Raw genomic sequence first — 20,662 nt, forward strand, 5'->3', positions numbered from 1 at the left:
GGCCGCTACTACCCTGGCCCGGCGAGCTTCACGCCGCATCTTGATTGCGCGGGTTAGCGGGTTTCCTCCAGCGCGCAACCGATCAGTTTCTGGCTGCATATCGCCCCTGGCATCATCTGTTGCAGGCCGTCAATCAGTGCATCGCCCGCTTCATAGAGCTTCTCTATGGGCATCTCTGGCAGTGATTCCAGAATAAACCACATCTGGCTGGCTTCTGCACTCAACCTTGTCCGGACCCCCTGTCGCCAGTTCCAGCGACGACAGGTGACGCCGTGATCATCACGCCAGATGACTTCACCCGCTTCCGGCGACTCCTCCGCCAGCTGGCCCTGTTTGAGGGTGTCAAACCGTTCCGTGCCGTCCGCCAGGGTCAGCCTCGGTTCACCGAGGTAAGCCGCGATATTTTCTCCGCCGACCGGAATGGCGTACTGGATACTGATGGCATTATAAAGATCCACCAGCGGATCGATCCCCGGCATGGTGCCATCGCGCAAAACGCGTTTACGTAGCGCCTCCGCAGAGCAGGGAGTGCGTTTGGGTTTCGCGCCGAACTGTTTAAATACCTCAGCCCAGGCTGCCAGATGGGCCTCAGCCCATGGTGCTTCACCGGCGGCAACCGCGTTGCAGGCACGCTGCAGCGCCCGTCCGGCCACGCTGGCATCGGTAATGGCAGCCGCTTCCACCACAATACTCAGCGCTCTGAAACCGGGCGCCAGACTGGCAATAGCGGGATCGATTGACGGAACAACGGCAAGCATCGGATAATCCTTCAGTGACTAATTTATTTCATACTAATGACCAATGACCAAAAAAGTCAATATATCGACCGATTCTGGCGCCGACATTCAGATTGTCAGCGAAGCGGTATCACGCAGTATTAAACAACAGCGTAAACAGCAAAAGCTCTCGCTGGACGAGCTGTCACGCCGTGCTGGCGTCAGCAAAGGTATGCTGGTGGAAGTTGAGAAAGGCGCGGCTAACCCCAGTATCGCCATCCTGTGTAAAATAGCTGCGGCTCTGGGCCTGTCGGTTGCTGATATTGTCAATGTGACCAGTGCGCCCGCCGCACATCTGATTGAAAGCCAGCATATCCCAACTTTATGGACCGGTGAAAAAGGGGGCTCCGCGCGTCTGCTGGCCGGGACCAGCGGACCTGATATGATTGAGTTATGGCGCTGGCAGATGTTCCCCGGCGAATTGTTCACTTCCGCCGGCCATCCGCAGGGAACTTTCGAACTGTTTCATGTCGAGCAGGGGGTGCTGAAGGTAAAAATTGGCGATAGCGAACTGACGGTTCCCGAAGGCTGTTCAGCGGTGGCGAAAACCGATGTCGCACACCAGTACGCCAGCGACAGTAGCGACGACGTGGTATTTACCATGACAGTGGCGGAGCTGCATCGCTAGCCGGGATCGGTTTGTTATCCGCTGGTAACAGCCGGATTAATGCCTCAAGCTGTGGCGTTTTAGCCCCGCGCCGCCAGATTAGCCAGGTATTCAGCCAGCGCCAGTTCTCATCAGGAATAGATACCCTGACCTGCTCATGCCCTGGCATACTCTCCAGCATACTGCGCGGCAGCATCGCCAGCCCGGCCCCGGCGATCACGCAGGCCAGCATGCCGTGGTAAGACTCCATTTCGTAGATCTTGCCGGGTGTGGCCTGATCGTCGAGGAACCAGTTCTCAAAGTGCCGGCGGTAGGAGCAGTTTTCCCGGAAGGCATAAATATTATGGCCACTGACAGCCTGCGCGCGCTTAATTTCCGGATAACCGGCCGCGACAATGATCACCATCTCTTCGCGGAATACGGGCATCCCTTCAATCACCGGGTGCATAACCGGTCCATCAATAAAAGCCGCTGACAGCTCGCCCGCCAGCACCGCATTCAGCATATTTCCGGAAGGTCCGGTGCTCAGATCCAGCTGAATCATCGGGTAACGCTGGTGGTACTGGCCGAGTATGCCGGGAATACGCACCGCAGCAGTGCTCTCCAGCGAGCCGAGCGTAAAAATCCCCTGCGGTTGCTGGCCGGTAACCACCTGACGTGCCTCCGCCACCAGACTCAAAATCTGCTGACTGTACTGCAATAAACTGTGCCCGGCGGGAGAAAGCCGCAGTCGCTGGTTTTCCCGAATAAACAACTCGACACCCAAATCGGCTTCAAGCTGGCGGACGCGGGTGGTGACATTTGACGGTACCCGATGCACCTTTCTGGCTGCCTGCGAAATAGTGCCGGTTTCCGCCACGGCTGAGAACATCTCAAGCTGTGAAAGGTTCATACCATTCTCATTTTGTGAAAGGTTAAAACATAATTATTCACTTTTTAAACAGGCTTAACAAGGTCAGGATAGCGGCATCGCAAAAAACGAAATGGAAGGAACAATGACCCTCACTAAGCTTACCCACGCAGTCTCGGTAAATCCGGCCAACGCGCAAACCCTGGCTGAATATCCTTTTGACAGTCACGGACAGATAGATAAAACCATTGCCGAATGTTATCAGGCGGGGAAACGATGGCGTGCGCTGGGCATTGCGCAGCGTGCGGCAAAGCTGCGCGCTATTGGCGATGCGCTGCGTGAAAACAGCGAAGCGCTGGCCGGGCTTATCAGCGCGGAAATGGGTAAGCCGATTCTGCAGGCGCGGGCGGAGGTGAAAAAAAGCGCCAGTCTCTGCGACTGGTATGCTGAACATGGCCCGGCGCTGCTGGCGGCGAAACCGACGCAGGTACCGAACAATCAGGCGGTGATCGAGTTTCGTCCACTGGGAACCATCCTCGGCGTGATGCCGTGGAACTTTCCGCTATGGCAGGTGATGCGCAGCGCGGTGCCGGTTCTGCTTGCCGGTAATAGCTACCTGCTGAAACACGCACCTAACGTGATGGGCTGTGCCTGGCTTATTCAACGCATAGTGGCATCCGCCGGTGTGGCGCCGGGGGTTTTCGCCGTAATCAATGCCAGCAATGATGGCGTCAGTCAGGCAATTAATGATGCGCGGGTGGCGGCTGTCACTTTCACCGGTAGTGTCAGGGCGGGTAGCGCGATTGGCGCGCAGGCTGGTGCGGCACTGAAGAAATCGGTGCTGGAACTGGGTGGATCCGATCCGTTTATCGTGCTGAAAGATGCTGATCTGCAGCAGGCGGTTAATGCAGCGGTTGCCGGCCGTTATCAGAACAGTGGACAGGTGTGTGCGGCAGCCAAGCGATTTATTATCGAAGAGGCGATTGCCGGACAATTTACCGCCCGGTTTGTCGCTGCCGTTGAGGCATTGCAGATCGGTGCGCCGGATAATCCGGATAATTACATCGGTCCGATGGCGCGTTTCGATCTGCGTGATGAACTGCATGCCCAGGTAGAAGCTACCCTGGCGGAAGGTGCGGTGTTAATGACCGGCGGCCATAAGCTGGCCGGTGCGGGTAACTTTTATGCCCCGACGGTACTGGGAAATGTCCAGCCGCATATGACCGCTTTCCGCCAGGAGCTGTTTGGCCCGGTCGCGGCCATCAGTGTGGCGCGCGACGCCGATCATGCCATCGAACTGGCTAATGACAGTGATTTTGGCCTGAGTGCGACCCTCTACAGCGGTGACGCGGCACAAGCGGATAAGATGGCTGCGCGGCTGGAGTGCGGCGGCGTGTTTATCAACGGCTACAGCGCCAGCGATCCGCGTGTGGCTTTCGGCGGCGTGAAGAAAAGTGGCTACGGACGTGAGCTGTCTGAGTTCGGTTTGTATGAGTTTTGCAATATTCAGACCGTCTGGAAAAACCGTCAGGGTTAATCTGAGCGTCAGGCCGCAGGCGGCGGGCGGGAGATCGGTTATTGCTATGCTGCCGGGATCTCCCCGCTCTTCAGCGCGGATCGCGGCAGTCGCGGGCTTGCTGGCGACAGTGATTTGCCCACTGCTGAATTCCGCGATGAACATTCTGTTCCAGTTTCTGTTGTAGTTCTCTTTGCGTGGCCCGGAAGGTTATTTCCGTTCTTAGCTGCGGATCGAAAATGAAACAGCGCCCCTGCCATAGCAGATGTTTTTTCCCCGCAACGTGATCGGTTGCCGGGATTAATTGCCCGGACCGCAGGGGCGGACCGTGCGCATACACCCGCCAGGCCTCGTATGGCAGGCTGACCGCCGGCAGGTCAAATGACACCGGACAGCATGAGGTGGTCAATTCCAGACCGATCACCTGCACGGAAATATTAAAACAGAGGTTTTGCCGCGAAAGATTACTGTCCGGCGTAACTTCACTGACAACCTGGTAGCGTAAATTTTCAGTGAGCCAGCTGTTGACATAACGAGCCATCAGACGCCGCTGCATATCCTGTTGGGATACGCCTTCCATTCTGGCAATTAGCCGGAACTGCCTGAGCAGGGCATCGTTAGCGGCGGTGCTCTCGGTTGTCGGGAGCAGTTTATGCATATTGTTAACTCCTGAAGCGACCAAGCAGGCGAAAAAAGTCGGAAGTCATCAGGCATGGCCTCCTGCAGCGGCAGGAAGCCCGCGGTTTAAATATTGACCCGGCATTTCTCACGCGCGGAGGCAATCGCGCCATCAATGACTTTTTGTATTTCCCACGCCTCGCGGAAATCTGGCCCGCTGACCTTTTGACCGGCGATCGCGCGCAGGAATTCTGCGATTTCAATGGTCTTCAGGTCATTGAAGCCAAGCTGATGGCCTGGCGCCGGACAAAAAGCGCCGTAAGGCAGGTGTTGCGGTCCGGCTTCAATTTTCTGGTAACCGTAGTGACCACCCTGACCGTCGGTACGATAGAAATGCAGTTCATTAAAGCGCTCCTGGCTGAAATGCAGCGAACCACGGCAGCCATAGATTTCGAAAGCCAGCTGCATCTTACGCCCGGTCGCCACCCAGTTTGCTTCAATACTCCCTTTGCAACCGCGTGCGAACTCCACCGTCAGCCTGGCGATATCATCCACTGCAACCTGACGCAGTTCCGTCGCGCCAGCGGATACCGGCCGCTGGTGGATGACGGTTTCAAGATCGGCCTGCACCGCCACCACGGGGCCAAGCAAAAATCTCGCCATGGCCACGATATGGCTGCCGAGATCGGCAATCGCTCCCGCTCCGCCGGTAGGGTCGAGGCGCCACGACCATGGGGTGGAGGGTGACGCCATAAAATCCTCCGCATGGATGCCACGGAAGCTAATGATCTCGCCCAGCTCTCCGTCTGCAATCATCTCCCGGGCCAGCTTAATCAGCGGATTTTTCAGGTAATTGAAGCCAACCTGGGTTATCACGCCTTTGGCTTCCGCCGCCTGCGTCATTATCGCGGCGTCTTTGCTGCCGGGGGCAATCGGCTTTTCGCAATGCACATGCTTTCCTGCCTTAATGGCTGCCAGCGCCTGTTCCGGATGAAAACGGTTAGGCGTGGTAATCGAGACAATATCCACTTCGGGATCATCGATCAGCGCCTGCCAGTTATCGGTATAGCGCCGGAAGCCAAAGCGCTGGCAGGCTTTTTCTGCCGCCGCCTTGTCGATATCCGCCACACAGATTAATTCTGGTGAAATCTCATCGGGAAAAATGCCTGCTGCAGCACGGTATGCCAGAGCATGGGATAAACCCATAAATCCGGTGCCAATAATACCAATACCGATCTTTTTCATGCTTTCTCTCTCAGTTCAGATTTACACTTCAATTTTGACGCATGGATATTCCCGATGCGATTCGCACCTGATACAGCAATTTTGATGATAATTAATTCCTGCAGGCAGCGAAGCAGTCGGCCATATAAAATAATTAAATATTAATTGCAGGGCTTATTTCACGCTTATTAACAATAAGCGTTTCATCAAGCGTGCCGTTGAAATAATTAATAATATTATTTACTGCCGATACTGACATTCGCATCGCCGCTTCCTGGGTCAGTCCGGCGGTATGGGGACTCAGCAGCAAGTGATATGAGGCATGAAGTAATGGCGAATTAATATCTGGCGGCTCCTGGGTTAATACATCAATACCGGCGCCGCGAATATGACCATTTTTTAATGCCTCAATCAGGGCGCTTTCATCAACAATACCGCCGCGTGCGGTATTGATCACAATGGCGCCGGGTTTGAGCATGGCAATTTCCGCCTGCCCAATTAATGGTTTATCATCCTGCAACGGCAGATGCACGGTTACCGCATCAGCGCTGGTCAGCCCCTTTTCAAGCGCTTCAACGCGTTCCACTGCCAAATCGTCAAAAACCCTGGCGGCAACAAAGGGATCATAGGCGACCACCTTCATATTAAAGCAGCGCGCCATACGCGCCACTTCCCGACCGATACGACCAAAGCCAATAATAAACAGCGTCCTGCCTGCCAGTTCAATCGCGTCATAATTGTTTCGACAGTTCCAGTTGCCTGAGCGTATCTTGCCGTCATAAACATGTAAGTGTTTCGCTATCGTCATTAGCATTGAAATAGTATGCTCGGCAACAGACAGCGAATTTACATCGCCGACCACCGTCAGAGGAATACCTTTCTCATTTAATGGCGATAGTTCTACCGCGTCATAACCTACGCCATGACGTGAAACAATTTTCAGTTTCCCCGCTTTTTCAATTTCAGTGCGTGTAAGCGGTTGCGTTCTTAGCAAAAGCGCATCGGCATTGTGTATAAAAGGCGCATAACTGGAGACACTCACTTCATGGATCAGATCATAGGTAAAACCCGGGGCATTTTTCAGAATATCCAGTCCGGCATCGTGAATTTTGCCGGCGATAAGCACATGAGGCATATTAGTAACCTCCTTTATTGGCTGCAGCATCAGGTGAAGTTTCTTTACCAGTAAGAAGACGATACTGGCTGACACTGGCAGCCGCGGCGCCACGCAGTAACTGGACATCATTGGCGACGGTGACAAGGTCAAATCCCCAGCCAACCGCTTTTGCCGCATATTCCGGCGTACCATTATGCAAACCGGCTCGAATGCCTGCAGCGTGCGCGCGCTCAAGAATATATTTAATCGCGCCAACCATTTCGGCTTCTTCGCGATCAAAACCGGTACGGTATTTTTTGCCGCTTAGCCCGAGAGTCAAATCCGCCGGGCCAATATAAACCCCGTCCAGACCCGGAGTCGCGACGATTTCATCAATGTTGCGGAAAGCTTCCGCTGTTTCGATCATCGCGAAACAGAGCATTTCCTGATCCGCATGCTGACCATAATCCTGGCCAGCGGCAAAGGTGACGCGCGTTGGACCGAAACTGCGCGAACCCGCGGGGGGATAACGTACGCAGGACACCAGCTGCTGCGCTTCCCGGGCATTATTAATCATCGGGCAGATAATGCCATAGGCTCCGGCATCAAGAGCCTTCATGATGTCACCAGGCGAAAGCCATGGCACGCGCACCATTGGTGTTACACCGCTGGCCCGCATCGCCTGCAGCATCACTGCCGCAGTCTCATAACCGACAAAGCCGTGCTGGATATCAATGGTGACAGAATCATATCCCTGCGCTGCCATTATCTCGGCGGTGAAGGGGCTGGCCACGGATAGCCATCCATTAAGGACCGGTTGTTCCTTTTCCCACAACTGCTTTATGTTATTAATCACCATCGCGTTTTCCTTACAGAACCACCTGAGTCAGTTTGACATTCATATATTCGAGGATCCCCTCGCAGCCGCCTTCGCTACCCATCCCGCTGGATTTAATACCGCCAAACGGAACTTCGGCAGCCGCCAGCGCAAAGCTGTTAATACCGACCATACCGGCCTGTAAGGCCGCTGAAACACGTCGGATACGCGCCGCATCGCGTGTAAAGGCATAGGCGGAAAGGGCGAATTCAGAGCGGTTAACGCGTTCAATAACCTCGTATTCATCGCGGAAGGTGGTGATGGCAGCAATCGGGCCAAAGTTTTCTTCACAAATCGCCAGCGCATCATCGGGAGTATCAGCAATCACCGTCGGCGCATAATAGAAGCCCGGTTTATCCTGAATGCGATGTCCGCCAGTCACGATGCGTGCGCCTTTCTGACGCGCATCCGCCACAATTTTTTCGATCGCCTGCAGCCGACGTTGATTGATCAGCGGCCCCATTTCCGTGCCTTCGTCCTGGCCATAGCCGACTTTTATCTTTGCTGCGCGCCGGGCAAATCCTTCGGTGAACTCTGCGGCTATCGATTCATGCACATAGAAACGATCCGGCGTGACGCAGACCTGTCCACAGTTGGCAAACTTGGTTGGTACTGCCAGATCCAGCGCTTTTTCCACATCCGCATCAGCAAAAACAATCATCGGCGCGTTGCCGCCAAGCTCCATGCTCAGGCGTTTAACGGTTGCGGCAGCATCGCGTATCATTTGCTGGCCAATCGCGGTTGAACCGGTCAGGGTGACCTTCCTGACGACGGGGGAATTGATCAATGGCCGGTAGGTATTATCGGTCTCACCAACCACCATATTCACCACCCCGGATGGAATGCCGGCTTGCTTAATGCATTGCATAATCATCATCGCCGAGCCGGGGACTTCAGATGAGGGGCGTAACACTACCGTGCAACCGGCGGCAAGCGCCGGAGCCACTTTGCGCGCGATTAACACCACCGGAAAATTCCAGGCGGTAAAGGCCGCGACGACGCCAACCGGCTCATGGCTGACCTCACAACGTCCGCCGGCAACCCGGCTTTCGACAATCCGGCCGTAGATGCGCCGCGCCTCTTCGGCATACCAGGTAAACTGATCGATAGAGAGGGTCCACTCACGGCTGGCCTGCGCCAGTGGCTTACCACTCTCGAGAGAGATGACCTTTGCGGCCTGCTCGCGGGCTTTCTCCATTTCCTGTGCAATGCGATGTAAGCTTTCTGCCCGTTCCCATGCCGGTGTCTGTTTCCAGATCGGCAACGCAGATTCAGCGCTGGTAATGGCATCAAGCGTATCCTGCTCTGAGGCACCCGCTATTTCCCCCAGTTTTTCATCACGCCCGGGATCGGTAACATGAATAGAACGGGAACCCCGGCCTGCACGCCAGCTACCATTGATGAACTGCCCAAAGTCTTTATACATACACACTTCCTGTCTTTTCTGCGGCCGCTTTTTGCAGCGCCGGTGAAATGAAGTTATCGGGAGTTGAGACTCCGCTCGCCGTTACATCTGGATAATCTAATTGCAATATTTAGTTCATCGCAATAAAAATTGCAAAACGAAAATTTTAGCGAGGCGAGGTGATGGAATATTAATGTCAATAATTTAACTTGTTGATTTAAAACTTTTATTTTTGACAGGGAGGTTGCAATTTTTGCTGCAGCATGCCGTTTTACCGACCGAAACGGCGAAAAAAACTGTGTAAATTCTGAATGAGATCACATTTATGGAAAAGTTAATTGCAAGTTAAATTGAAATGCAATTTTAGTTGCTATAACTTGAGACTGTGATCAGTCGTTGTGATAGCCGATACGGGCGCGCTTTTACGGAGTCATCTGGTTAACTCTCCGTTTAAAATTACTTTTTTGGTTGTATTTGAGGGCATAACAGCATGGTTAGTCGTAGCGAGGCTGAAAAGAAATCTCAGCTGCCACCGCACAAAAATTATGAGCAGGTGGTGAATGACATCACTGCGCGTTACCCGGATTTATCCGAGCGTTTTCAGCAGGTCGCACGTTTTATCATGCAAAACCCCAATGTAGTGGCGCTGGAGTCGATTAATGCCATCGCCCAGAAGTGTGGGCTACATCCTTCCACGCTGGTGCGCTTTGCGCAAAATCTGGGTTACAGCGGTTTTAAACAGATGCAATCGGTATTTCAGACCCGGCTGGCGACATCAGCCCCGGGCTACAATGAAAGAATTGTCGCGCTGGAAAGTGATTTACAGAAAAATCAGAAACAGGGAAGCCTTGGGTTTCTGCAGAATTTGGTGGTCAGGGACATTGCCACGCTTCAGGGGATGCTGGAGAGCATCAAAGCCAGCGACCTCGATAAATGTGCCGGATATCTGAAAAAGGCTGACACCATTTTTATTGCCGGCCAGTTACGTTCTGAGCCGGTAGCGATTCTGATGCGCTACCTGTTGACCATGCTGAACCGCAAAGTGGTATTGCTTGATATGGCCGGTGGACTTGCGCCTCATATGGCAATGAATATGACGAAACAAGATGCGCTGATTGCTGTCTCTTTCCGCCACTATGCGCAGGAAGTGATGAATATAGCGGATATTGCGGAGGCGAAATCGGTACCGGTAATCGCCATCACCGACAGCGTACTGTCGCCGCTGGCAAAAAATGCGACAGTGTTATTCACCATACCGGAAGAAGAGTACAGTTTCTCGCGTTCACTGGCGGCGCCGGTGTGCCTGGTGCAGTGTATGGCGCTTTCTCTCGCCGCCGCACTGCATCCGGAAGAAGAGCAGCCACGAATTGAAACACTGACTGAACGCACCCTGCGGGCAGAAGAACACAAAAAAGCCGTCAATAAATAACGGTCTGCGCGTCACTTCGTGTGGGGGCTTTCCTGCAGGGAAAAGTTTTCCTTTTTTTTGCAACATAAGTTGCATTTATTTTTATTGTGCAAAATTAATTCCGATAAATCCGCCTGTTCCTTATCGGCAGGCCCTACAACAGGTAGATAATATGTCGACGTATCGTTGTACCACTGCGCAGGCTGTTGTGCGTTATCTCAGCAACCAGTTTATTGACGTGGACGGCCAGCAAGTTCCACTGTTTCCGGGGGTGTTCGCCATTTTCGGGCATGGCAATGTGACTTGCATGGGTGAAGCGCTGGAAAGTGTTCAGGATGTGTTGCCGACCTGGCGCGGTCAGAACGAGCAATCCATGGGATTCGCTGCCGTCGGTTTCGCCAAAGCGCGCCTGCGTCAGCAGATTATGGTGGTCACCGCGTCAATCGGACCGGGTACGACTAACCTGCTGACCGCCGCCGGGGTGGCCCATGTCAGCCGGCTACCGTTTTTAATGCTTTGCGGTGATGCATTTGCAGGGCGCCATCCGGATCCGGTGATGCAGCAGGTTGAACATTTCAACGATCCTACCCGGACGGTAAATGATGCGTTTAAAGCCGTTACCCGTTACTGGGATCGTATTACCTGGCCGGAGCAAATCATCTCTTCTTTACCGCAGGCAGTGGCGACTATGCTTGATCCTGCGGAATGCGGGCCCGCGTTTATTGGCTTATGTCAGGATGTTCAGGAGATGGCATGGGATTTCCCGGAAGCTTTCTTCGCCCGCCGCGTGCATGTTATTCCGCGCCCGCGTCCCGATCAGCAGCTGCTGGCGCAGGCTATCGATTTGCTACAACAGGCAAAATATCCGCTGATTATTTCCGGTGGCGGAGTGCGTTATTCGCGCGCCGAAGCGGCACTGGAAAAACTGGCCAAAGAGCGTGGTATCCCGGTGGTTGAGACCATTGCCGGTAAAGGGACTTTTACTCACGACCATCCGGTGCATATCGGTCCGGTTGGCATTCTCGGATCCACTTCCGCTAATGCGCTGGCGGCCAAAGCGGATGTGATTATCGCCGTCGGCACCCGCCTGATGGATTTTGTCACCGGATCCTGGACGGTGTTCTCCGCTGAGGCCAAATTCGTCGCCATTAATGCGGCTCGTTTCGACGCTCATAAGCATTTTGCCATTCCGCTGGTGTGCGATGCGCAGGAGGGGATTCGCGAACTGGATCAGGGGCTTGGTGCGTGGAAGGCCGATTCGACATGGCTGCAGCAGGGCAAAGAGCGCTTCAGCGAGTGGAACCGCCTGATTGCCGGGAAACAGCAACGGCCCACCGCGACGCATGATGTCCCGGCTTATGCGCAGGTGGTCGGCGTGGTCAATGCCTGTGCCGCAAATGAAGATTACATTATCAGCGCTGCGGGCGGCATACCCGGCGAACTGGTGAAGGGCTGGAAAGTGAAAAACCCGGGCACTTTTGACTGTGAGTTCGGCTTCTCCTGTATGGGTTACGAAATTTCCGCCGGTTGGGGCGTTGCGATGCTGGAGCAGAAACGCGACGTTTTCGTCATGATCGGCGACGGAACCTACATGATGATGAATTCTGACGTCTACTCCAGCGTGCTGTCCGGGCACAAAATGATTCTGCTGGTCTGCGATAACGGCGGTTATGCCGTGATTAACCGTTTGCAAAATGCCAAGGGCGGGGCGTCGTTTAATAACCTGCTGCAGGACTGCCGGGTTCAAGAGCCGTTTCATGTCGACTTTGTGGCGCATGCGCAGTCGATGGGGGCGCTGGCGCGTAAGGTCAGCAATTTGAGTGAACTGGAAGCCGCTATCGGCTGGGCTAAATCCAATGACCGCACCACGGTGATTTGCATTGATACCAATCCGTATGAATGGACGCCGGGTGATGCATGGTGGGATGTGGGAGTGCCGGAAGTCAGCGCCCGTGAGAGTGTGATGAAGGCCAGACGGGAACAGGAAGAGGCCCGTAAAAAACAGCGTATTGGTATTTAACTCTATCAGGAAATCGCATCATGATTCTGAAAGCCAAACTCGGTATTGCGCCTATCGCCTGGTCCAATGATGACCTGCCGCAACTCGGCGGCGATACGCCGTTGTCAGTCTGTCTGTCTGAAAGCCAGCTGGCGGGATTCTCCGGCGTGGAAACGGGCGGAAAATTTCCGCTAACCAGCGCCGAACTGCGCCCGCAGCTTGCGGAATATCATCTCCAACTGGTCTCCGGCTGGTATTCAGGTACCCTGCTCGATAATGACCTTGCCAGCGAAATTAAACGGGTCACCCCCCAGCTCCAGCTGTTCAGGGACTGCGGCGCCGCCTGCCTGGTGTATGGAGAGACGGCCGGTACCATTCAGAACCGTCAGGATATCGCACTGAGTCGCCGCCGTCGGCTCAGTGCGTCTGAAATTCGTCAGTACGGGGAAAAATTAACGGAGTTTGCCGGCTATTGCGCTGATTTTGGCGTGCCGCTGGCATTCCACCATCATATTGGTACGGCGATAGAGGATGAGCGCGATATCGACCTGTTGATGGCCAGTACCGGTCCGGCGGTCGGTTTGCTGTTTGATTCCGGCCATCTGATGTTTGCCGGCGTGGAGCCGTTGAACATCCTGAAAAAACATGGCCAGCGCATCAATCACGTTCATACCAAAGATGTACGGGCAGAGGTTCTGGCCGCGCTTGACTGGAATCGTGATTCATTTCTGGATGCGGTGCTCAAAGGTGTTTATACCGTGCCAGGCGATGGCTGCATCGATTTCGCTGCCATTACGCGTGAGCTGGCTGATAACGGTTATCAGGGCTGGTTTGTCGTGGAAGCCGAACAGGATCCCGCGCTTGCCCCGCCACTTGAATATGCAAAAATTGGCTATGCCAGCCTGAAAAAATCGCTGATACAAGCGGGTTATGTTCTCACTGAAGGAGAAGATGAATGACTGGTTTTCTTGATGGAAAAGTGGCCGTAATTACCGGTGGTACCCAGGGGCTGGGCGCGGCGATTGCCGGCGAGTTTAAACAGGCCGGCGCTGCCGGGTTGATCCTGTGTGGACGCAATGCCGAAAAGGGTATCGCTATGGCTGAAAAGCTGGCGGATGCCAGCTGTAATGTTCAGTTTATTCAGACCGATCTGACCAATGTTGAAGATTGCCGCAACGCCATCCGGGCAGCAGATAAGCATTTTGGCAAACTCGATATTCTTGTTAATGCCGGAGCGATGACCGATCGTGGGACGATTATCGATACCGAACCGGAACTGTTCGATAAAATGTTTGCCACCAATGTCCGCGGTCCTTTTTTCCTGATGCAGGAGTCCATCAAACTGATGAAGCGTGACGGTATTAAGGGAAGCATTGTGAATATTTGCTCGATGTCGGGACTCGCCGGTCAGCCGTTCATTTCTGCTTATTGTGCTTCAAAAGGGGCGCTGGCGACGTTAACGCGCAATACCGCCTTTGCCACTTTGCGCAATAATATCCGCGTCAACGCCCTGAATATCGGCTGGATGTCGTCAGAAGGCGAGGACCGTATTATGAAACAATATCACGGCGCCGATGATAACTGGCTTGAAAAAGCCGCTGCGCAGTTGCCCTTTGGGCGACTGATTGATCCTGCTGAGGTGGCGCGTGCGGTGACGTTTCTCGCCAGCGATCAGTCCGGGCTGATGACCGGTTCGGTGGTCAATTACGATCAGTCGGTCTGGGGCGGGTATGATAATACGCCGGCGCCTGCGCAACCCATTTAATTTCAAAAAAACAGCCAGCGCATTGCTGGCTGTCTCGTTAAATAACATCTGGTTGTTCCTGTATGAATAATTTTGTAAAAATGGCGGATATCACCTCTTTTTATCGAAGATTTATCATCACCATCAAAAACGTTAAAGTTAATGATAGTTACGCTACTGATGCAGAGAAAAAGGCCAGCCTTATTTACTGGCTGGAAGAGCAGAAGAAAAATAAAAATTATAAGCTGCACTGTAAATATGAGATTTTAAGTATGATTGAAGAGGTGAAAAAGTGCAGCCTCGCGGTGCTGGAACAGAGGATTGCTATTTTTTATCAGAATTGTGTTGTGTTACTTGATGAATGTTTGCAAATAGCGTCCTGTTAACGCATCTCTGTCGTCTGGTGCTCAGAATGTAACGTATCTGCAGCGTATAGAATGTGAATTTCACCGCCACAGCTGAATTGTTTTTCTATCGATATGACTTATGACTTATGCTGCTGCCGTTTCGTACTTTAACGGAAAAAGAACAGGTTGTCTTTATTACGATATTAACTATTTCTCGCGGCTGATTTTATTATACCTGCGGGTATGGAATCAGTAGTGAATAAAGGAAAGTCAATGCAAGGCAGCATAGTGATCGTCGTTATTATAAATAGATAGAAAACCATCCTCAACCTACAGGTAAAAAATATGAAATTAATCAACACAATAATAGTATCCGCATTTTTCGCCATACTAATCGCCTCCGCGCAGGCCAAAGAGATGAAGGTAGGTATCGCACTGGCAAATTTTGATCTTAATTTCATTTCAATTTTACATGCGCAGATGGAAAAAGAGCTGGGCCAGCAAAACCTGAAAGGGCAGTTCGTTGATGCTAAAGGCGATGTCGCACTACAGGTACAGCAAGTTGATGATTTTATTAATCAGGGGGTTGATGCGATTATTCTCAACCCGGTGGATACCCAGGGGGTGGCGCCGATGATCAAGGCAGCCAGTCAGGCCGGGATCCCGCTGGTATTTGTCAACCGGAAACCCGAGGTCACACTGGGGAAAAACATGGCCTATGTTGGCTCTGATTCAGCGCTGGGCGGTAAAATGCAAATGGAGGCGCTGGCCAAAAAGATGAATTATAAAGGTAATGTTGCCATTCTTATCGGCGCCCTTTCTACCGAAGAGGCCCGCGAACGGACCCGCGCCGTCGAGGCGGTGATTGCAAAATACAAAGATATGAAAGTCATTTCAAAGCAAACCGCAAAGTGGCAGCGCAATGAAGCGGTTGATGTGGTATCTAACTGGCTGCTTGACGGTTCACCAATAAATGCCATTGCGGCTAACAATGATGAAATGGCGATAGGCGCGATTCAGGCGCTGAGTCAGAAAACCAAAAGTGATATTTTAGTCGCAGGTATTGATGGTACGCCTGACGGACTAAGATTTGTTCAGAGTGGTAAAATGGCCCTGACTATCTTCCAGGATGCCCGTAACCAGGCAATTGGTGCTGTCCGGGTAACCCGGTCGTTACTGGATAAGAAACAGGTGAAAACCTATACGTGGGTACCGTACCAGGTTATCACTGCGGAAAATTATAAAAATTTTATCAGTGAAAACAGTAAATAATTAGCGTGCCCACCCACCGGTGGGCATATTGATGCAACTATCGCCGGCCGGTGGTTTTCTTGCCGGATACTTGCTGCTGCTGCACCGTCAGCGGCGCATTTCTCGCGCATCTTTCTCACCGGTTGACACATTTTATCCAGTTTATCCCCCGCAGCTGCTCTATATTGATAGAGGTTCACGAAACACGCGATCGGTCATATCCCAGAAAAACGATTAAAAATGAGATGATAACGTTATGGAACTAAAGGATTATTATACCATTTTAGGGGTTAAGCCATCTGATGACCTCAAAGCGATCAAGACCGCCTACCGACGCCTGGCGCGAAAATACCACCCGGATGTCAGTAGTGAGGCCAACGCCGAGGCGCAGTTCAGAGAAGTCGCTGAAGCCTATGAGGTGCTGAAAGATACAGAACGCCGCGCCGAGTATGACCAGCTTTGGCAGCATCGCAACGATCCGCCCGCTGGCCGTCAGGCCCGGACCGGTAATGCCCACTCTGCTGAAGACTTCTCCGATATCTTCTCTTCCATCTTTGCCGAACGCGCGCGGCATTCTGCTCAGCGGCATGCGGTACGCGGCCAGGATATCGAACTGGATGTGGCGGTATTTCTTGAAGAAACGCTGGCAGAGCAAACCCGAACGATTCAGTACCGTCAGCCGGTATATAACGCGTTCGGCCAGCTGGAGCGGGAAATTACCAAAACACTTAATGTGAAAATTCCTGCCGGCGTTGGTGATGGTGAGCGTATTCGGCTGAAAGGTCAGGGCACTGCCGGGAGCGGCGGCGGCGCCAGCGGCGATCTCTGGCTGGTCGTGCATATTGCGCCCCATCCTTTATTTGATATTGTCGGCCACGATCTGGAAGTGGTTGTGCCGGTGGCGCCATGGGAAGCCGCTCTTGGCGCTAAAGTCCCGGTTCCGACCCTGAAGGACCGCATCCTGCTGACCATTCCGGCCGGCAGTCAGGCCGGTCAGCGGATGCGCATTAAGGGGAAAGGACTGGTCAGTAAGAGTAAACATGGCGATCTGTATGCGGTGCTTAAAGTGGTCATGCCGCCGGCGCCGGATAAACACACTGCGGAATTGTGGCAGCAGTTGGCTGATGCTCATACGGCCTTCGATGCGCGCCAGGATTGGGGGAAAGCATAATGGCTGAATTAACCGTAACCTTTACCATTACGGAATTTTGTCTGCATACCGGCGTTTCAGCAGAAGAACTGACGGAAATTGTCGGGCTGGGGGTGATAGAGCCGCGCAGTCTGGCGGCCGGGGAGTGGCTGTTTGACGATCGGGCGCTTTCCACCTTCCATCGTTGCCAGCAGCTGCGGCGTGAGCTGGAGCTGGACTGGCCCGGCATTGCGGTCACGCTGCCCCTGCTGGAGGAAATTGAGCGGCTGAAGAATGAAAATCGCCGGTTAAACCAGCGCTTGTCACGTTTTGTTACCCCGTCCTGAATATAGCGTTACGCGCAGCAGATAATTAATCTGTGAAATAGAGTGGGGCGATATTGGTTATATGGTCAGCTGGCGGTAAAGGTTGTCAGTAAAAAGAAGGTGTTTTCATCTGCGCCCCAATAAACTTATCGCCATACCATTGCTGGAAAATCAAATAACGGTCGCAGGTCACTGTATTGTCATAGCGTATTGTCGATGATGACAAAAGCGATAGATGATTGACGACAAGTAAAGGTTTCTGATCTGTTAAATTTATTTTTAATATTTGTAACGGGAAACGGCGTCTGCGGAAATAATCGTTATTTCGGACGTTTTTCTCTGCTCAATACCCAATATCAGCGACCAAAAGCGCCACCGCCAGCAGAGAGATGGCGGCACTCTTGATATTCCATTGCTTTAAGTCACAGAGCGAAAAGTTAAGGGGTTTAAGATGAGCTTTTTATTAGCATTACCTAAAATCAGTCTCCATGGCGCCGGTGCGATTGGCGATATGGTCAAAATAGTAAAAGGGAAAAACTGGGGTAAGGCCCTGATCGTGACAGATGGCCAACTGGTGCGCCTCGGGCTGCTGGATGGTTTATTCTCCGCACTGGAGGGCAGTGGTATTAATTATCATCTGTTTGATCACGTCTTTCCTAATCCGACAGAGGCGCTGGTGCAGCGTGGTTTTAGCGCATTTAAGGAAAATGACTGTGATTATATTATTGCGTTTGGCGGCGGCAGCCCGATTGATACCGCTAAAGCAATTAAAATTCTTTCGGCAAATCCAGGCCCATCCACCGATTACGCTGGCATTGGTAAAGTGACCCATCCTGGCGTGCATCTGGTGGCCATCAATACCACCGCCGGTACTGCGGCGGAGATGACCAGTAATGCGGTGATTATTGATTCGGAACGCAATATTAAAGAAGTCATTATCGACTCAAATATTATCCCTGATATTGCGGTTGATGATGCCAGTGTCATGCTGAATATTCCGGCCAGCGTCACCGCCGCTACCGGTATGGATGCACTGACCCATGCCGTCGAAGCCTATGTTTCGCTTGGCGCCCATCCACTCACCGATGCAAACGCCCTTGAGGCGATTCGGCTGATCAGCCAGTGGTTGCCGGAAGCGGTTGCAAACGGACAGAATTTACAAGCTCGTGAAATGATGGCGTATGGTCAATATCTGGCGGGTATGGCATTTAACAGCGCAGGTTTAGGTCTGGTCCATGCGCTTGCCCACCAGCCCGGCGCAACGCACGATTTACCCCACGGCGTCTGCAACGCCATCCTGTTGCCGATTGTCGAAAACTTTAACCGGCCGGTGGCCCAGCCCCGATTTGCCAGAATTGCTGCGGCAATGGGGGTCGATACCCTCAGAATGACGGATGAGCAGGCCAGTATCGCAGCGATTAACGCCATACGGGCGCTCTCTGCCAGGGTGGCGATTCCCTCAGGATTCAGTCAGCTGGGTATCAGCGAGAAAGATATTGAAGGCTGGATTGATAATGCGCTGAATGATCCTTGCGCCGGATGCAACCCTTGTAGCGCAACCCGGGAAGAGGTGCGCCAGTTGTATCTCGCGGCACTGTAATCTCCGGGCCCCGGTATGGCGTACAGGCCATACCGGGATCGGCAGGCAAAACACTCCGTTATCGCTCCTCCTGATCCCCGCTTTCTGCCAACCGTCGCCTGGCGCTAAAACTTGCGCTAAATCAACTTAGCTTCACTTAGAGTCAAAAACTGATTCATTTCTGCTTCGGGCAGTCATAGTCTGTGGCCATAACATGCATTTTAAATGCAACTTAAAAAGGAAGGATCAGACTATGTTTTGTGTGCAATGTGAACAGACAGTCCGTACCCCGGCGGGCAATGGCTGCGCTTATGCGCAGGGTATGTGTGGAAAAACGGCAGAAACCTCTGATTTACAGGACTTACTGGTTGCGGTGTTACAGGGATTATCCGCCTGGGCACTAACCGCACGCGGTTACGGCATTGTTGATGCAGAGATCGACAGCTTTAGCCCACGCGCCTTTTTCTCCACCCTGACCAACGTTAATTTCGATTCTAACCGTATTGTCGCCTATGCGCGTGAAGCCATTATGCACCGCGAAGCGCTGGCGGTGCGTTGTCGCCTGCTGGATGCGGAAGCCAGCGTCAGCCATCCGCTGGCGGCGCTGCAACTGGTCAGCGATAACCTTAGCGAACTGCAACAGCAAGCGCAGCAATTTGCCCTGAACGGCGATAAAGCGCAGATCGGCGACGATATTCATGGCCTGCGCATGCTGTGTCTGTATGGGCTGAAAGGCGCTGCGGCCTATATGGAGCATGCACATGTGCTGGGTCAGGCGGATAGCGCGATTTACGCCGAATACCATCGTCTGATGGCATGGCTGGGCACCCAGCCGGACGATATGGCTGAGTTGCTGGCAAACGCGCTGGCGATCGGCAAAATGAACTTTGCGGTAATGGCGATTCTGGATAAAGGTGAAACTGACGCCTATGGCCATCCGCAACCCACTGCCGTTAATGTCCGTCCACTGGCGGGCAAAGCGATCCTGATTTCAGGCCATGATCTGAAAGATTTGCAGATGCTGCTGGAGCAGACCGTCGGCACCGGCATAAATATCTATACCCACGGCGAAATGCTGCCGGCTCATGGTTATCCTGAACTGAAAAAATTTCCGCATCTGGCCGGTAATTACGGCAGTGGCTGGCAAAATCAGCAGGTGGAGTTTGCCAAATTCCCCGGTCCGGTCGTGATGACCTCCAACTGTATTATCGACCCGAATGTCGGCAATTATGGCGACCGTATCTGGACCCGCAGTATTGTGGGCTGGCCGGGCGTGCAACATCTGGCAGGGGATGATTTTGCCCCGATCATCGCTCAGGCGTTGCAACTGCCGGGCTTCCGTTACAGCGAAATAGAACATGAAATCACCGTTGGATTTGGTCGTCAGACCTTACTCAGTGCGGCAGATACGGTGATTGATTTAGTGGCAAGTAAAAAACTGCGCCATATCTTCCTGATAGGTGGTTGTGATGGCAGTCGCGGCGAGCGCAGCTACTTCACCGACCTGGCGCTCAGTGTGCCGCAGGATTGCCTGATTATGACGCTGGCCTGCGGCAAATATCGCTTTAACAAACTGGATTTTGGCACGCTTGAAGGTCTGCCGCGTCTGCTGGATGTGGGTCAGTGCAACGATGCCTATTCCGCGATTATGCTGGCGGTGAATCTGGCGGAAAAACTGGGTTGCGGCGTCAATGAGTTACCGCTGAGTCTGGTATTATCGTGGTTTGAGCAAAAAGCCATAGTGATCCTGCTGACGCTCCTGTCGCTGGGGGTGAAAAACATCGCGACCGGCCCGACCGCTCCTGCCTTCCTCACCGATAATCTGCTGGCGATTCTGAATGAAAAATTCGGACTGCGCGCCATCACTTCGGTTGAGCAAGATCTGAAAACGATGCTGCTGGGGTAAGCGA

At 53.0% G+C, this 20,662-nt stretch carries 19 protein-coding genes; 12 read left to right on the plus strand and 7 right to left on the minus strand.

The features are described from left to right. Positions 1–53 precede the first annotated feature (53 nt). Positions 54–758, minus strand: a complete 705-nt coding sequence (locus JWF83_RS09030) for a B3/4 domain-containing protein (protein ID WP_413649872.1) — start codon at positions 756–758, stop codon at positions 54–56. Positions 759–801: 43 nt separating this feature from the next. Between JWF83_RS09030 and JWF83_RS09035 the strand changes: the two genes are divergently transcribed. Then, positions 802–1,404, plus strand: a complete 603-nt coding sequence (locus JWF83_RS09035; protein WP_413649873.1) for an XRE family transcriptional regulator — start codon at positions 802–804, stop codon at positions 1,402–1,404. On the opposite strand, the gene ptrR is transcribed toward JWF83_RS09035, so the two are convergent. Further along, positions 1,373–2,275, minus strand: a complete 903-nt coding sequence (gene ptrR, locus JWF83_RS09040) for a putrescine utilization regulator PtrR (RefSeq protein WP_413649874.1) — start codon at positions 2,273–2,275, stop codon at positions 1,373–1,375. The genes JWF83_RS09035 and ptrR overlap by 32 nt on opposite strands. Positions 2,276–2,378: 103 nt before the next feature. Between ptrR and JWF83_RS09045 the strand changes: the two genes are divergently transcribed. After that, complete coding sequence (locus tag JWF83_RS09045) at positions 2,379–3,770, plus strand: aldehyde dehydrogenase family protein (protein ID WP_413649875.1); 1,392 nt, start codon at positions 2,379–2,381, stop codon at positions 3,768–3,770. Between the two features lie 70 nt (positions 3,771–3,840). Here the strand turns inward: JWF83_RS09045 and JWF83_RS09050 are convergent, their stop codons facing one another. The 5 genes from JWF83_RS09050 to JWF83_RS09070 form a co-directional block, all read right to left on the minus strand. Further along, positions 3,841–4,407, minus strand: a complete 567-nt coding sequence (locus JWF83_RS09050) for a hypothetical protein (protein WP_413649876.1) — start codon at positions 4,405–4,407, stop codon at positions 3,841–3,843. Between the two features lie 86 nt (positions 4,408–4,493). Beyond that, complete coding sequence (locus JWF83_RS09055; RefSeq protein ID WP_413649877.1) at positions 4,494–5,612, minus strand: Gfo/Idh/MocA family protein; 1,119 nt, start codon at positions 5,610–5,612, stop codon at positions 4,494–4,496. Between the two features lie 133 nt (positions 5,613–5,745). Further along, positions 5,746–6,726 (minus strand): hydroxyacid dehydrogenase, encoded by a 981-nt coding sequence (locus tag JWF83_RS09060; protein WP_413649878.1) that lies wholly within the window; start codon positions 6,724–6,726, stop codon positions 5,746–5,748. Between the two features lies 1 nt (position 6,727). Then, entirely contained in the window at positions 6,728–7,546 is an 819-nt protein-coding gene (locus JWF83_RS09065; protein WP_413649879.1) for an HpcH/HpaI aldolase family protein, read from the minus strand. A gap of 10 nt (positions 7,547–7,556) precedes the next feature. Then, entirely contained in the window at positions 7,557–8,990 is a 1,434-nt protein-coding gene (locus JWF83_RS09070; RefSeq protein ID WP_413649880.1) for an NAD-dependent succinate-semialdehyde dehydrogenase, read from the minus strand. A gap of 469 nt (positions 8,991–9,459) precedes the next feature. On the opposite strand from JWF83_RS09070, the gene JWF83_RS09075 reads away from it, so the two are divergent. From JWF83_RS09075 to hcp, 10 genes are all read left to right on the plus strand, one after another. Beyond that, positions 9,460–10,398 (plus strand): MurR/RpiR family transcriptional regulator, encoded by a 939-nt coding sequence (locus JWF83_RS09075; RefSeq protein ID WP_413649881.1) that lies wholly within the window; start codon positions 9,460–9,462, stop codon positions 10,396–10,398. A 151-nt stretch (positions 10,399–10,549) separates the two neighbouring features. Next, positions 10,550–12,397 (plus strand): 3D-(3,5/4)-trihydroxycyclohexane-1,2-dione acylhydrolase (decyclizing), encoded by a 1,848-nt coding sequence (gene iolD, locus JWF83_RS09080; RefSeq protein WP_413649882.1) that lies wholly within the window; start codon positions 10,550–10,552, stop codon positions 12,395–12,397. 26 nt (positions 12,398–12,423) lie between these two features. Then, on the plus strand, positions 12,424–13,335 hold the full coding sequence (iolE, locus tag JWF83_RS09085) for a myo-inosose-2 dehydratase (RefSeq protein ID WP_413649960.1): 912 nt from the start codon (positions 12,424–12,426) through the stop codon (positions 13,333–13,335). Continuing rightward, on the plus strand, positions 13,332–14,141 hold the full coding sequence (locus tag JWF83_RS09090) for an SDR family oxidoreductase (RefSeq protein ID WP_413649883.1): 810 nt from the start codon (positions 13,332–13,334) through the stop codon (positions 14,139–14,141). Before iolE ends, JWF83_RS09090 begins: the two co-directional genes overlap by 4 nt. Positions 14,142–14,203: 62 nt before the next feature. Then, entirely contained in the window at positions 14,204–14,506 is a 303-nt protein-coding gene (locus tag JWF83_RS09095) for a hypothetical protein (protein WP_413649884.1), read from the plus strand. A gap of 306 nt (positions 14,507–14,812) precedes the next feature. After that, on the plus strand, positions 14,813–15,739 hold the full coding sequence (locus tag JWF83_RS09100) for a substrate-binding domain-containing protein (protein WP_413649885.1): 927 nt from the start codon (positions 14,813–14,815) through the stop codon (positions 15,737–15,739). Positions 15,740–15,974: 235 nt separating this feature from the next. Further along, positions 15,975–16,889 carry a curved DNA-binding protein gene (gene cbpA, locus JWF83_RS09105; protein ID WP_413649886.1) on the plus strand — a complete coding sequence of 305 codons (915 nt, stop codon included), beginning with the start codon at positions 15,975–15,977 and terminating at the stop codon, positions 16,887–16,889. Continuing rightward, positions 16,889–17,194 (plus strand): chaperone modulator CbpM, encoded by a 306-nt coding sequence (cbpM, locus tag JWF83_RS09110; RefSeq protein ID WP_413649887.1) that lies wholly within the window; start codon positions 16,889–16,891, stop codon positions 17,192–17,194. Before cbpA ends, cbpM begins: the two co-directional genes overlap by 1 nt. A gap of 430 nt (positions 17,195–17,624) precedes the next feature. Beyond that, positions 17,625–18,773, plus strand: coding sequence for a lactaldehyde reductase (gene fucO, locus JWF83_RS09115; RefSeq protein WP_413649888.1), 1,149 nt, complete (start codon positions 17,625–17,627; stop codon positions 18,771–18,773). Between the two features lie 232 nt (positions 18,774–19,005). Continuing rightward, the gene (gene hcp / locus JWF83_RS09120; protein ID WP_413649889.1) at positions 19,006–20,658 is read left to right on the plus strand and encodes a hydroxylamine reductase; all 1,653 of its coding nucleotides are present in this window, start codon (positions 19,006–19,008) and stop codon (positions 20,656–20,658) included. The last annotated feature ends 4 nt before the right edge of the window (positions 20,659–20,662 follow it).

Source organism: Pantoea sp. B65, assembly GCF_047308185.1.
Taxonomy (GTDB): domain Bacteria; phylum Pseudomonadota; class Gammaproteobacteria; order Enterobacterales; family Enterobacteriaceae; genus Erwinia.

Bases quoted from the DNA above. Each gene is read 5' to 3' on its own strand.
- JWF83_RS09030 (WP_413649872.1), bottom strand. From the start codon at position 758: ATGCTTGCCGTTGTTCCGTCAATCGATCCCGCTATTGCCAGTCTGGCG.
- JWF83_RS09035 (WP_413649873.1), top strand. From the start codon at position 802: ATGACCAAAAAAGTCAATATATCGACCGATTCTGGCGCCGACATTCAG.
- ptrR (WP_413649874.1), bottom strand. From the start codon at position 2,275: ATGAACCTTTCACAGCTTGAGATGTTCTCAGCCGTGGCGGAAACCGGC.
- JWF83_RS09045 (WP_413649875.1), top strand. From the start codon at position 2,379: ATGACCCTCACTAAGCTTACCCACGCAGTCTCGGTAAATCCGGCCAAC.
- JWF83_RS09050 (WP_413649876.1), bottom strand. From the start codon at position 4,407: ATGCATAAACTGCTCCCGACAACCGAGAGCACCGCCGCTAACGATGCC.
- JWF83_RS09055 (WP_413649877.1), bottom strand. From the start codon at position 5,612: ATGAAAAAGATCGGTATTGGTATTATTGGCACCGGATTTATGGGTTTA.
- JWF83_RS09060 (WP_413649878.1), bottom strand. From the start codon at position 6,726: ATGCCTCATGTGCTTATCGCCGGCAAAATTCACGATGCCGGACTGGAT.
- JWF83_RS09065 (WP_413649879.1), bottom strand. From the start codon at position 7,546: ATGGTGATTAATAACATAAAGCAGTTGTGGGAAAAGGAACAACCGGTC.
- JWF83_RS09070 (WP_413649880.1), bottom strand. From the start codon at position 8,990: ATGTATAAAGACTTTGGGCAGTTCATCAATGGTAGCTGGCGTGCAGGC.
- JWF83_RS09075 (WP_413649881.1), top strand. From the start codon at position 9,460: ATGGTTAGTCGTAGCGAGGCTGAAAAGAAATCTCAGCTGCCACCGCAC.
- iolD (WP_413649882.1), top strand. From the start codon at position 10,550: ATGTCGACGTATCGTTGTACCACTGCGCAGGCTGTTGTGCGTTATCTC.
- JWF83_RS09090 (WP_413649883.1), top strand. From the start codon at position 13,332: ATGACTGGTTTTCTTGATGGAAAAGTGGCCGTAATTACCGGTGGTACC.
- JWF83_RS09095 (WP_413649884.1), top strand. From the start codon at position 14,204: ATGAATAATTTTGTAAAAATGGCGGATATCACCTCTTTTTATCGAAGA.
- JWF83_RS09100 (WP_413649885.1), top strand. From the start codon at position 14,813: ATGAAATTAATCAACACAATAATAGTATCCGCATTTTTCGCCATACTA.
- cbpA (WP_413649886.1), top strand. From the start codon at position 15,975: ATGGAACTAAAGGATTATTATACCATTTTAGGGGTTAAGCCATCTGAT.
- cbpM (WP_413649887.1), top strand. From the start codon at position 16,889: ATGGCTGAATTAACCGTAACCTTTACCATTACGGAATTTTGTCTGCAT.
- fucO (WP_413649888.1), top strand. From the start codon at position 17,625: ATGAGCTTTTTATTAGCATTACCTAAAATCAGTCTCCATGGCGCCGGT.
- hcp (WP_413649889.1), top strand. From the start codon at position 19,006: ATGTTTTGTGTGCAATGTGAACAGACAGTCCGTACCCCGGCGGGCAAT.